Origin of the sequence: Clavibacter michiganensis (genome assembly GCF_016907085.1) — a bacterium.
GTDB lineage: Bacteria > Actinomycetota > Actinomycetes > Actinomycetales > Microbacteriaceae > Clavibacter > Clavibacter michiganensis_O.
This window is the reverse complement of the sequence record NZ_JAFBBJ010000001.1, coordinates 936,795-948,089: the sequence shown is the minus strand read 5'-3', so window position 1 is coordinate 948,089 and position 11,295 is coordinate 936,795. Positions and strand designations below refer to the sequence as shown.

Here is an 11,295-nt window from a genome sequence, read left to right as displayed (position 1 = left end):
TCCGGCCGCCCGGGCGCCGACGCGCAGACGGTCGGGGCTCAGGCCTCGGCGCCCGGCCGCAGGTAGCGGCGCGCGTGGTAGACGAGCGGGTCGTCGTCCACGCCGGTCCCGCCGTCCTCGATCCGCACGATCACGACGACCGCGTCGTGCACGTGAACCCGCTCGACGATCCGGGCGACGAGGAGCGCCGTCCCGCCCGTGAGCACGGGGAGGCCGTGCGGGCCGGAGGACCAGTGGTCGCCCGCGAAGCGCTCGGAGGCCGGGCCGCTGAGCCGCTCCGCGAGGTGCCGGTCGCGCGCGCCGAGCACGTGGATCGCGACGTGGTCGGCCGCCGCGAGGGCGGCGGCGCTCGACGCCGTGCGCGCCAGGCTGAAGCTGGCGAGCGGCGGATCCGCCGAGACGGAGGCGAGCGACGTCGCCGTGAAGCCGACGGGGGAGCCCTGGGCATCGCGGGTCGTGACGACCGCGACGCCCGCGGCGTGGCGCCGGAACGCAGCGCGGAAGGCGGCCTGGCCCGGGGCCTCGGCGAGCGTGGTGACGGGGTGCGCGTCCATGCCTGGAGACGCTAGCCGCCGGATCCGCCACGCGCCCGCTCGGTAGACTTCCGGAGTCATGATGCGCATCCAGGACCTCCGCGGCACCACGCCCAGCACCGCCGACCTGCTCGACCTCCTCCCGCGTCCCGTCACCGACGTCGCCGTCGCGCTCGACGTGGCGCGCGAGCTCGTCGAGGACGTGCGCACCCGGGGGAGCGCGGCCCTGCTCGACCAGGCGGAGCGGCTCGACCGCGTGCGCCCGGAGTCGCTGCGCGTGCCCGCCGCGGACATCGCCGCCGCCGTGGAGTCGCTCGACCCCGCCGTGCGCGCGGCCCTCGAGGAGGCCATCCGCCGCGTGCGCCTGGGATCCGCCGCGCAGGTCCCGCCGGAGACCACCACCACGGTCGTGCCCGGCGGCACCATCGTCCAGCGCTGGCAGCCGGTGCGCCGGGTGGGCCTCTACGTCCCCGGCGGCAAGGCCGTCTACCCGTCGAGCGTCGTGATGAACGTCGTGGCCGCGCAGGTCGCGGGAGTGGCGAGCATCGCCCTCGCCTCGCCCGCGCAGGCCGCGCACGGCGGATCCGTGCACCCGGTCATCCTCGGCGCGGCCGGCCTCCTCGGCGTGGACGAGGTCTACGCGATGGGCGGCGCCGGGGCCATCGGGGCCTTCGCGCACGGAGTGCCGGATCTCGGCCTCGAGCCCGTCGACGTCGTCACCGGCCCCGGCAACATCTACGTGGCCGCCGCCAAGCGCGTCGTGCGCGGCGTCACGGGCATCGACTCCGAGGCCGGCACGACCGAGATCCTCGTCATCGCGGACGCGCAGGCCGACGCGCGCCTCGTGGCCGCCGACCTCGTCAGCCAGGCGGAGCACGACGAGATGGCCGCCTCCGTCCTGGTCACCGACTCGCCCGAGCTCGCGCGCGCGGTCGACGCCGAGGTCGAGGCCCTGGCCGCGACCACCGGACACGCGGGCCGCGTCGGCCAGGCGCTCACCGGCCCGCAGTCGGCGATCCTCGTGGTCGACGACCTCGTCACGGCCGCGCGCTACAGCGACGCGTACGGCCCCGAGCACCTCTCCGTCCAGACCGCCGACCCGGACGCCCTGCTCGCGCACCTGCACAGCGCCGGCGCGATCTTCCTGGGTCCGCATTCGCCGGTGAGCCTCGGCGACTACCTCGCCGGATCCAACCACGTGCTCCCCACGGGCGGCCAGGCCCGCTTCGGCTCGGGCCTCGGCGCGTACACGTTCCTCCGCCCGCAGCAGGTGGTGCGCTACGACGCCGATGCTCTCCGTGAGGCCGAGCCGATGATCGTCGCGCTCAGCCGGGCCGAGGACCTGCCCGCGCACGGCGACGCGGTGACGGCGCGCCTCACGCCCTGACGTATCCTGGCCACACCATGTTCTGCCCCTTCTGCCGCCACCCCGACTCCCGCGTCGTCGACTCCCGCACGAGCGACGACGGGCTGTCGATCCGCCGGCGCCGGCAGTGCCCCGAGTGCGGCCGCCGCTTCAGCACGACGGAGACCGCGAGCCTCAGCGTGATCAAGCGCAACGGCGTGGTCGAGCCGTTCAGCCGGGAGAAGATCGTCACCGGCGTCCGCAAGGCGTGCCAGGGGCGTCCCGTCACCGACACCGACCTGGCGGTCCTCGCGCAGCGCGTGGAGGAGGCGATCCGGGCCACCGGCGCGTCGCAGATCGAGGCGAACGACATCGGGCTGAGCATCCTCCCGCCGCTCCGCGAGCTCGACGAGGTCGCGTACCTCCGCTTCGCCAGCGTCTACCAGGGCTTCGACTCGCTCGACGACTTCGAGTCGGCCATCGCGCAGCTGCGCGTCGCGCACGCGGCGACCCCCGACGTCGACGCGCCCTGAGCCCCGCCGCGACCCGGACCGGGGCAGCCGACGGGGGCCCGCGCAGGCGCTAGCCTGGTGCCGATGTATCCCCTCCTCTTCCGCACGGTCCTGTCGCGCATGGATCCGGAGGACGCCCACCACCTCGCGTCCACGGCCATCGCCCTCCTCCCGTCGTCCGGCCTCGGTTGGATCGCCCGGCGGCTGACCGCACCGGATCCGTCGCTCGCGGTCGACGCGCTCGGCCTCCGCTTCCCGTCGCCGTTCGGCGTGGCCGCCGGCTTCGACAAGGACGCGCAGGCCGTGCTCGGACTCGGCCAGCTCGGCTTCGGCCACGTGGAGGTCGGCACGGTCACCGCCGCGGCGCAGCCCGGCAACCCGCGCCCGCGCCTGTTCCGGCTCGTCGAGGACCGCGCCGTCATCAACCGGATGGGCTTCAACAACGGGGGAGCGGCGGCCCTGGCCGACCGGCTCCGTCGCCTGCGGGCCCGGCCCGACCGGCCCGTCATCGGCGTCAACATCGGCAAGACGCGCGCCGTCGCCGTGGAGGACGCGGTCGCCGACTACGTCACGTCCACGCGCCTCGTCGCCCCCGTGGCCGACTACCTCGCGATCAACGTCAGCTCGCCGAACACGCCGGGCCTCCGCGGCCTGCAGGAGATCGAGCTGCTCCGGCCGCTCCTCACGAGCATCCGCGACGCGGCGGACGGCGTGCCCGTCCTCGTCAAGATCGCGCCCGACCTGCAGGACGCCGAGGTCGAGCGGATCGCGGAGCTCGCCACCGAGCTCGGCCTCGCCGGCGTCATCGCCACGAACACGACCCTGTCCCGCGCGGACCTCCGCACCGACGCGGCGGTCGTCGAGGCGGCCGGCGCCGGCGGCCTGTCCGGTGCGCCGCTCGCCCCGCGCGCGGTCGAGGTGCTTCGGATCCTGCGCCGCGTCCTGCCGTCCGAGGCGTGCGTCATCTCGGTCGGCGGTGTGGACACGGCTGCCGACGTCCAGGCGCGGCTCGACGCGGGCGCCACCCTGGTGCAGGGCTACACGGCCTTCCTCTACCGCGGTCCGCTCTGGGCGCGGTCGGTCAACACCGGCCTCGCTCGGATCCGCCGCTCACGCTGACCCGCGCTCCCCGAGCGACGGAGCGGTCGCGCGCCCGGTCCGGGCCCGCGGGCGTCGATCAGCTGAAGGTGACCTTCTCGCGGCGCTTCACCTGCGGCTTCGGCAGGCGCATCGGCCGCATCTGGATGGTGCGCATGCCGGTGTACCAGCGGATGCCGCGCTCGACGCGGTCGGCGCCGACGCGGGCGGCGATGGCGGCCCGCACGCGGCGCCCCGTGAGGTACGCGTCGATGATCGCGGCGATGACGAAGACGTAGATCGACAGCAGCGGGATCGCCGACAGGTTCGGCAGCACGAACGTGAGCACCACCACGACGCCCATCACGGGCAGGAGCAGCTCGCCGACGCTCCAGCGGGCGTCCACGACGTCGCGGGCGTACCGCTTCTGCGGGCCCTTGTCGCGGACGGGCAGGTAGCGCTCGTCGCCCGCGGCCATGCCAGCGTTGGCGCGGGCGCGTGCCTCGCGCGCCTTCTCCTTGGCCTGCTGCGCCGCGAGCTTGCGGTCCTGGGGCACGAGCGGGCGGAGGTTCGCGGCCTCCCGCTCCCGACGGGTCGGGGTGGGGCCCTTCTTCCCGTCGGCCGTGCGGCCGTCGACGGGCACCGGTGCGCTCGTCTCGGAGGGGGTCTCTGCGGGGGTCTGCTGCTTCGCCACGTCTCTCGTCCTTGCCTGGAGTGAATCTAAGATTACCTGCATGACGCCTCCCGACACCTCCGCAGACGCCGTGACCGCACCGGACCAGGAGGCCGTCGACCGGCTCGCCGCCGTCGTCGCGGGCGGGCTGCCCACCACGATCGCCGACCTCTCGGCGCTCGTGCGCATCCCCTCCGTCTCCTGGCCGGCCTTCGACCCGACCCACGTCGTGGCCAGCGCGGACGCCGTCGCGGGCCTGCTCGCGGGGCTCGGCGTCTTCGACGACGTCTCCGTCCACCGCGCCTCGACGCCGTCGGGCGACGACGGGCAGCCGGCCGTCCTCGCCACGCGCGTCGCGCGGAACGGCAAGCCCACCGTCCTCCTCTATGCGCACCACGACGTGCAGCCCCCCGGCGCGGACGAGCACTGGGAGACCCCGCCCTTCGAGCCCACCCTCCGCGGCGACCGCCTGCACGGGCGCGGCGCCTCCGACGACAAGGCCGGCATCATGACGCACGTCGCGGCCATCCGCGCGCTCGTCGAGGCGGAGGGCGACGACCTCGACCTCGGCCTCGCCGTCTTCATCGAGGGCGAGGAGGAGGCCGGATCCCGCTCCTTCTCCGACTTCCTCGCGACGCACCACGACGCCCTCGCGGCCGACGTCATCGTCGTCGCCGACAGCGACAACTGGGACGTCGACACCCCCTCCATCACCGTCGCCCTCCGCGGCAACGTCACGTTCCGCCTCACGGTGCGCACGCTCGACCACGCGTCCCACTCGGGCATGTTCGGCGGCGCCGTCCCCGACGCGATGATGGCGACCGTCCGCCTCCTGGACACCCTGTGGGACGAGAGCGGATCCGTCGCGGTCGCGGGCCTCACCTCGACCGGGATGGACACGCCCGCCTACGACGACGCGCGCCTCGCGGAGGAGGCCGCGCTCCTGCCGGGCGTCTCGCCCGTGGGCACCGGCCCGATCCTCACGCGCCTGTGGGCGCAGCCGTCCATCACCGTGACGGGGATCGACGCGCCTTCGGTCGCCAACGCGAGCAACACGCTCCTCCCGGAGGTGTCCGTGCGCCTCAGCGCGCGCATCGCCCCCGGGCAGACCGGCGCGGACGCGTACCGCGCCCTCGAGGCGCACATCCAGGGGAACCGTCCCTTCGGCGCGCACGTCGAGATTAGCGACGTCGACCAGGGCGATCCGTTCCTCGTCGACACGAGCGGCTGGGCGATGGCCGAGGCCACCGCCGCGATGACGGCGGGCTGGGGCCGCGCGCCCGTGCAGACCGGCATCGGCGGATCCATCCCGTTCATCGCCGACCTCGTGCAGGCCTTCCCCTCCGCGCAGATCCTCGTCACCGGGGTGGAGGACCCGGACACCCGCGCGCACAGCCCGAACGAGTCGCAGCACCTCGGCGTGCTGCAGCGCGCGATCCTCAGCGAGGCCGTCCTCCTGTCGCGCATCGCCCGCCGCAGCTGACGGTCGCGTTCCGGTCCAGGAGCACATGACGGATCGGGCCGGCGGACGGGAACACCCGGGTGACTCCCGCGGTTGCACGACGTAGACTCCACCGGAGTCGCCCGACCGCAGATCCCACCACCCGAGGAGTGCTCATGACCGACACCACGCTGACCGAGACCGCCGAGGCGGCCCACCGCGTCGGACTCACGGACACCGCGGCGAGCAAGGTCAAGAGCCTGCTCCAGCAGGAGGGCCGCGAGGACCTCCGCCTCCGCGTCGCCGTCCAGCCCGGCGGCTGCTCCGGCCTCATCTACCAGCTCTACTTCGACGAGCGCGAGCTCGACGGCGACGCGACGGTCGACTTCGACGGGGTCGAGGTCATCGTCGACAAGATGAGCGTCCCGTACCTCGACGGCGCCACGATCGACTTCGAGGACACCATCCAGAAGCAGGGCTTCACCATCGACAACCCGAACGCGGGCGGTTCGTGCGCGTGCGGTGACTCGTTCCACTGACACACGGAACGGTAAGCGGATCTGGGCCCGGAAACACGGGGCCCGAGCAGGGAGTCGTCCTTCGGGCGGCTCCCTGTCGCGTAGTGTGGAACTCGTCACATCCGGTTCTCCGAAGGGTCTGCACGTGCGCTTCACTCGCCGTCAACGTTGGCTGACGATTCCCGTCGCCCTGGGCATCTCGATACTCCTCGCGGGGTGCACCCAGCAGCAGCTCCAGGGATTCCTGCCGACGGAACCGGGCACGACCAACCACGTCGATTCGGTCATCGGACTGTGGGTCACGGCCTGGATCGTCCTCCTCGCGGTGGGCGTCCTCACGTGGGGCCTCACCATCTGGGCCGCGGTCGTGTACCGCCGCCGCAAGGGCCAGACCGGCCTGCCCGTGCAGATGCGCTACAACATGCCGATCGAGATCTTCTACACGATCGTGCCGCTGATCCTCGTCCTCGGCTTCTTCGCGTTCACCGCCAAGGACCAGGCCGCCATCGAGGCCCGCTTCGACAAGCCCGAGGTCAAGGTCCAGGTCTTCGGCAAGCAGTGGGCGTGGGACTTCAACTACCTCGGCGGCGAGACCGAGGCCGGCCAGCCCATCGAGGGCGGCGCCTACGAGCAGGGCGTCCAGGCCGTCGACGACCCGAACGGCCCCCAGGGCTCCATCGACAAGGACAAGCTCCCCACGCTCTACCTGCCGGTCAACACCAAGGTCGAGCTCGAGCTCAACACCCGTGACACGCTGCACTCCTTCTGGGTCGTGGACTTCCTCTACAAGAAGGACCTCATCTCGGGCAAGACCAACTACATGACGTTCATCCCCGAGAAGGAGGGGACGTACATGGGCAAGTGCGCCGAGCTCTGCGGCGAGTACCACTCGCTCATGCTCTTCCAGGTCAAGGTCGTCTCGATCGACGAGTACAACGCGTACATCGAGAAGCAGAAGGCGGCCGGGTTCGCCGGCGACCTCGGCAAGGACTACGACCGCCTGCAGAACCTCCCCGGCACCGACGTGCCGGCCACCACCGAGTCGTCCGAGAAGTAGGGCACACATCGTGACATCGACACTGAACCGTCCCACCGCGATCCCCGCGGGTCAGGCGAAGGTCCTCGACGGCTCCGGCAAGGCCGAGCGTCGCGGCAACGTCGTGGTCAACTGGATCACCTCCACCGACCACAAGACCATCGGGTACCTGTACCTGATCACCTCGTTCCTCTACTTCTGCCTCGGCGGGGTCATGGCGCTCGTCATCCGCGCCCAGCTCTTCGAGCCGGGCCTGCACGTGGTGGAGACGAAGGAGCAGTACAACCAGCTCTTCACCATGCACGGCACGATCATGCTGCTCATGTTCGCGACGCCGCTCTTCGCGGGCTTCGCCAACGTGCTCATGCCGCTGCAGATCGGCGCTCCGGACGTCGCGTTCCCGCGACTCAACGCGTTCGCGTACTGGCTGTTCAACTTCGGCTCGCTCATCGCGGTCGCCGGCTTCCTCACCCCGGCCGGAGCGGCCTCGTTCGGATGGTTCGCGTACGCGCCGCTGTCCAGCACGACGTTCTCGCCAGGGTTGGGAGGGAACCTCTGGGTGATGGGCCTGGCGCTCAGCGGCTTCGGGACGATCCTCGGCGCGGTGAACTTCGTGACGACCATCATCACGATGCGCGCGCCCGGGATGACGATGTTCCGCATGCCCATCTTCACGTGGAACATCCTCGTGACGTCGATCCTCGTGCTGATGGCGTTCCCGGTGCTCGCGGCGGCGCTGTTCGGCCTCGGTGCCGACCGCATCTTCGACGCGCACATCTACGACCCGGCCAACGGCGGCGCCATCCTGTGGCAGCACCTCTTCTGGTTCTTCGGGCACCCCGAGGTGTACATCATCGCCCTGCCGTTCTTCGGCATCGTCTCCGAGGTCTTCCCGGTCTTCAGCCGCAAGCCGATCTTCGGGTACAAGACGCTCGTGTACGCGACCATCTCCATCGCGGCCCTCTCGGTCACGGTGTGGGCGCACCACATGTACGTCACCGGATCCGTCCTGCTGCCGTTCTTCTCGCTCATGACCATGCTCATCGCGGTCCCCACGGGCGTGAAGATCTTCAACTGGATCGGCACCATGTGGCGCGGCTCGGTCACGTTCGAGACGCCCATGCTCTGGGCCATCGGATTCCTCATCACGTTCACGTTCGGCGGTCTCACCGGCGTCATCCTCGCGTCGCCCCCGCTCGACTTCCACGTGTCCGACACGTACTTCGTCGTCGCGCACTTCCACTACGTGGTCTTCGGCACCGTCGTGTTCGCCATGTTCTCCGGCTTCTACTTCTGGTGGCCGAAGTGGACGGGCACGATGCTCAACGAGCGCCTCGGCAAGGTCCACTTCTGGCTGCTGTTCATCGGCTTCCACACGACGTTCCTCATCCAGCACTGGCTGGGCGTCATGGGCATGCCGCGTCGCTACGCGACGTACCAGCCCGAGGACGACTTCACGTGGATGAACCAGCTGTCCACCATCGGCGCCGGCATCCTCGCGCTGTCGATGATCCCGTTCTTCCTGAACGTCTGGATCACCGCCCGCACGGCGCCGCGCGTCACCGTGAACGATCCGTGGGGCTACGGCCGCTCGCTCGAGTGGGCGACCTCGTGCCCGCCGCCGCGGCACAACTTCACGTCTATCCCGCGCATCCGCTCGGAGGCCCCGGCCTTCGACCTCAACCACCCCGAGGCGGGCATCCCCGTGGGAATCGGTCCGGCCAAGGACGCTCCCGATGCCGCGACCTACGACATCTCCAGCGACAAGGTGAAGTGACGTGCGCGCCAATAGGAACCTCTTCTACGTCCTCGCGGTCTTCTTCGTCATCGCGGCGGCCGCGTACACGGTCTGGCACCTGATCGACCAGAACACGGTCGAATGGGTGGGCACCCTGGCCATCGCGCTCTCCGGCGTGCTGGCGGCGTTCATCGGCTTCTTCGTGGCCCGGCTCTACGCCGCCCAGAACGGCGAGCTCCCGGAGGACCGCAGCGACGCCAACGTCGACGACGGCGACCCGGAGCTCGGGTTCTTCAGCCCCTGGAGCTGGTGGCCCGTGATCCTCGCGGCCGGCGCCGCATCCGTGTTCCTCGGCCTCGCCGTGGGCATCTGGATCGCGATCATCGGCGGCGGGCTGGCGATCATCGCGCTCGTGGGCTGGACCTACGAGTACTACCGCGGCTACTTCGCGCGCTGATCCGATGGTCGACATCCGGCACGCCCAGGCATCGGACGGGGACGCGGTCTTCGCCCTCTGCCAGCAGCTCGACATGATCAACGCCCCGGCGACTCGGGACGACTTCGACGTCACGTTCTCCCACATCCTCCGTGCCAACAAGGACGTGGGACGGGACGTCCTGCTGGTCGCCGAGGACGGCGGCCGGGTCGTCGGCTACGCGTACCTCGTGGTGTCGCGGCTCCTGTACGCGGGTGGGCTGAGCGCGCACCTCGAGGAGCTCGTGGTCGACACCACGGCGCGCAGCGCCGGGACGGGGTCCGCGCTGGTCGGCGCGGTCGAACGGCTGTGCGGGGATCGCGGCGTCGGGCAGATCACGATGAGCACGCGTCGGGCGGGCGAGTTCTACAAGCGCCTCGGTTACGAGCGGACGGCCGAGTTCTACAAGAAGCTCTTGCGCTAGACGCTCGCTGACGCATCGACGAAGCCCGGCCCCCGAGGGGGCCGGGCTTCGTCGCGTCCGGTGCGCGGCGGAGCCGGGCCGCCGACGGAGCCGCGGCGATGGCGACGGGGGCGACACGAGCTGCGATTCCGGGGTTCAGCGTGGCGAGGCGGCCCGCCGGATCGCCACGACGGTGACGTCGTCGGGTGGCGTCGTCGCCAGGCGCGTGAGGCTCGTGACGGCGGCATGAGCCGTGGTCGCAGCACCGGCGGCCGTCCGGGCGGCGATGTCCATCGAGGCGGAGGTGCCGTCGAAGAGATCCAGGACCCCGTCGCTGCAGACGAGCAGCATGTCACCGGGATCGAGCCGGATGGTCGTCGTGGTCCACTCCTGCGTGCCCAGCACGCCGAGAGGGAGATGACGCGACGGCACGGGCTCCCGCCGGCCGTCGGCGCGGCAGACGACGGAGAGCCCGTGGCCCGCGTCGACGAGGGCGATCTCCCCGCTGCGGGCGTCGAGGCGGAAGTGCAGGAGGGTGACGAAGGCGTCGTTCGCGTCGAGGTCCGACACCACCGCGCGATCCACCACGGAGAGCGTCCGGGCGGGGTCGAGGGCGGGGGAGGCGACGCGGAGCGCGGCGCGGACCGTCGCCGCGATCATCGCGGCGCCCACCCCCTTCCCCATGACGTCGGCGAGCGTGACGACGAGGCCGTCCCGCGTGCGCTGCCAGTCGAAGAAGTCGCCGCTCACCGCGCCGCTGGGGACGCACGACCCGGCGACCTCGTAGCCGGGCAGATCCGGGACGGTCTGCGGCAGGAGACGTCGCTGCACGCCGCCGCCGTCGACGAGCTCCTGACGGGACGTCGCGGCCCGCGCGGCGAACATCTTCGCCACCTGCTCACCGCTGAGCGACGCCATGCTGAACGACACGACGACCAGGAGCAGCATCGTGATCAGCGTGGTGCTCGGGGTGCCGAACCACTCGACGAACGCGTCGCTCCGCGGACCGGCGACGAGGAACACGACCGTCCGGACCACGTAGTAGGCCGCCAGCGCCCCCGACGCCAGGATGAGCGGCCACCGGGTCCGGGACAGCCCCGCGTCCAGCATGACGATCTCGCGGGTGGACATCCCGATGAGGCTGGCCATGAGCGCCAGGTAGAGCGGACCGCCGGACCAGTCGTTCGTGGCAGGGGAGTCCGCGGCGGACACGACCGTGATGAGCGTCGCGGGACTCGCCACGAGCCACCAGGGCGTCTCCCGCTCGCGGAGGGATCGGCTCCCCATCCACACCGACGCCGCACCGGCCACGATGAGCCCGTTGCCCAGCGGGTTGCTCCACCCCTGCGCGGTCGTCCCGTCCAGGAGGTAGGCGAGCGAGCCGCCCATGAAGAGGGCCAGCGCGGCGCACCACCAGAAGCTGAACGGCGATCGCGTGCTGCGGAAGGTCACGAGGGCGAACAGCAGGAACAGCGTGAGGGTGGTGACGCCGAAGGCCACGCGGAGGGTGAGCGAGTCGAGCAAGGTGCGGTCCGTGTTCCCTG

The 11,295-nt window shown here is 71.5% G+C and carries 12 protein-coding genes; 9 read left to right on the top strand and 3 right to left on the bottom strand.

Features of this window, described 5'->3' with window-relative positions; all coding sequences use genetic code 11:
• Nucleotides 1–38 precede the first annotated feature (38 nt).
• Nucleotides 39–554 (bottom strand): flavin reductase family protein, encoded by a 516-nt coding sequence (locus tag JOE38_RS04355; RefSeq protein WP_204575022.1) that lies wholly within the window; start codon nt 552–554, stop codon nt 39–41.
• A 61-nt stretch (nt 555–615) separates the two neighbouring features.
• Here JOE38_RS04355 and hisD point away from each other — a divergent pair, with 61 nt between their 5' ends.
• The 3 genes from hisD (at nt 616) to JOE38_RS04340 (ending at nt 3,509) form a co-directional block, all read left to right on the top strand.
• The gene (gene hisD / locus JOE38_RS04350) at nt 616–1,920 is read left to right on the top strand and encodes a histidinol dehydrogenase (RefSeq protein WP_204577121.1); all 1,305 of its coding nucleotides are present in this window, start codon (nt 616–618) and stop codon (nt 1,918–1,920) included.
• A gap of 17 nt (nt 1,921–1,937) precedes the next feature.
• Entirely contained in the window at nt 1,938–2,411 is a 474-nt protein-coding gene (nrdR, locus tag JOE38_RS04345) for a transcriptional regulator NrdR (protein ID WP_204575020.1), read from the top strand.
• A 63-nt stretch (nt 2,412–2,474) separates the two neighbouring features.
• Entirely contained in the window at nt 2,475–3,509 is a 1,035-nt protein-coding gene (locus tag JOE38_RS04340; protein WP_204575018.1) for a quinone-dependent dihydroorotate dehydrogenase, read from the top strand.
• 58 nt (nt 3,510–3,567) lie between these two features.
• Here the strand turns inward: JOE38_RS04340 and JOE38_RS04335 are convergent, their stop codons facing one another.
• Nucleotides 3,568–4,161, bottom strand: coding sequence for a DUF3043 domain-containing protein (locus JOE38_RS04335; RefSeq protein ID WP_204575016.1), 594 nt, complete (start codon nt 4,159–4,161; stop codon nt 3,568–3,570).
• 40 nt (nt 4,162–4,201) lie between these two features.
• Between JOE38_RS04335 and JOE38_RS04330 the strand changes: the two genes are divergently transcribed.
• The 6 genes from JOE38_RS04330 to JOE38_RS04305 all read left to right on the top strand — a co-directional run bounded on the left by JOE38_RS04330 (nt 4,202) and on the right by JOE38_RS04305 (nt 9,772).
• Nucleotides 4,202–5,623, top strand: a complete 1,422-nt coding sequence (locus JOE38_RS04330) for a dipeptidase (protein ID WP_204575015.1) — start codon at nt 4,202–4,204, stop codon at nt 5,621–5,623.
• A gap of 134 nt (nt 5,624–5,757) precedes the next feature.
• Nucleotides 5,758–6,120 carry an iron-sulfur cluster insertion protein ErpA gene (erpA, locus tag JOE38_RS04325; RefSeq protein ID WP_012298767.1) on the top strand — a complete coding sequence of 121 codons (363 nt, stop codon included), beginning with the start codon at nt 5,758–5,760 and terminating at the stop codon, nt 6,118–6,120.
• Between the two features lie 124 nt (nt 6,121–6,244).
• Entirely contained in the window at nt 6,245–7,156 is a 912-nt protein-coding gene (ctaC, locus tag JOE38_RS04320; RefSeq protein WP_204575013.1) for an aa3-type cytochrome oxidase subunit II, read from the top strand.
• 10 nt (nt 7,157–7,166) lie between these two features.
• On the top strand, nt 7,167–8,912 hold the full coding sequence (gene ctaD, locus JOE38_RS04315) for an aa3-type cytochrome oxidase subunit I (RefSeq protein ID WP_172405937.1): 1,746 nt from the start codon (nt 7,167–7,169) through the stop codon (nt 8,910–8,912).
• A 1-nt stretch (nt 8,913) separates the two neighbouring features.
• Nucleotides 8,914–9,330 (top strand): cytochrome c oxidase subunit 4, encoded by a 417-nt coding sequence (locus JOE38_RS04310; RefSeq protein WP_204575011.1) that lies wholly within the window; start codon nt 8,914–8,916, stop codon nt 9,328–9,330.
• 4 nt (nt 9,331–9,334) lie between these two features.
• Complete coding sequence (locus JOE38_RS04305; RefSeq protein WP_204575010.1) at nt 9,335–9,772, top strand: GNAT family N-acetyltransferase; 438 nt, start codon at nt 9,335–9,337, stop codon at nt 9,770–9,772.
• 135 nt (nt 9,773–9,907) lie between these two features.
• Here JOE38_RS04305 and JOE38_RS04300 read toward each other — a convergent pair whose 3' ends face one another.
• The gene (locus JOE38_RS04300) at nt 9,908–11,275 is read right to left on the bottom strand and encodes a PP2C family protein-serine/threonine phosphatase (protein WP_204575008.1); all 1,368 of its coding nucleotides are present in this window, start codon (nt 11,273–11,275) and stop codon (nt 9,908–9,910) included.
• Nucleotides 11,276–11,295 lie beyond the last annotated feature (20 nt).

Coding starts and splice junctions, on each gene's coding strand:
- hisD (WP_204577121.1), top strand. CDS start 616: ATGCGCATCCAGGACCTCCGCGGCACCACGCCCAGCACCGCCGACCTG.
- JOE38_RS04355 (WP_204575022.1), bottom strand. CDS start 554: ATGGACGCGCACCCCGTCACCACGCTCGCCGAGGCCCCGGGCCAGGCC.
- erpA (WP_012298767.1), top strand. CDS start 5,758: ATGACCGACACCACGCTGACCGAGACCGCCGAGGCGGCCCACCGCGTC.
- JOE38_RS04330 (WP_204575015.1), top strand. CDS start 4,202: ATGACGCCTCCCGACACCTCCGCAGACGCCGTGACCGCACCGGACCAG.
- JOE38_RS04305 (WP_204575010.1), top strand. CDS start 9,335: ATGGTCGACATCCGGCACGCCCAGGCATCGGACGGGGACGCGGTCTTC.
- nrdR (WP_204575020.1), top strand. CDS start 1,938: ATGTTCTGCCCCTTCTGCCGCCACCCCGACTCCCGCGTCGTCGACTCC.
- JOE38_RS04340 (WP_204575018.1), top strand. CDS start 2,475: ATGTATCCCCTCCTCTTCCGCACGGTCCTGTCGCGCATGGATCCGGAG.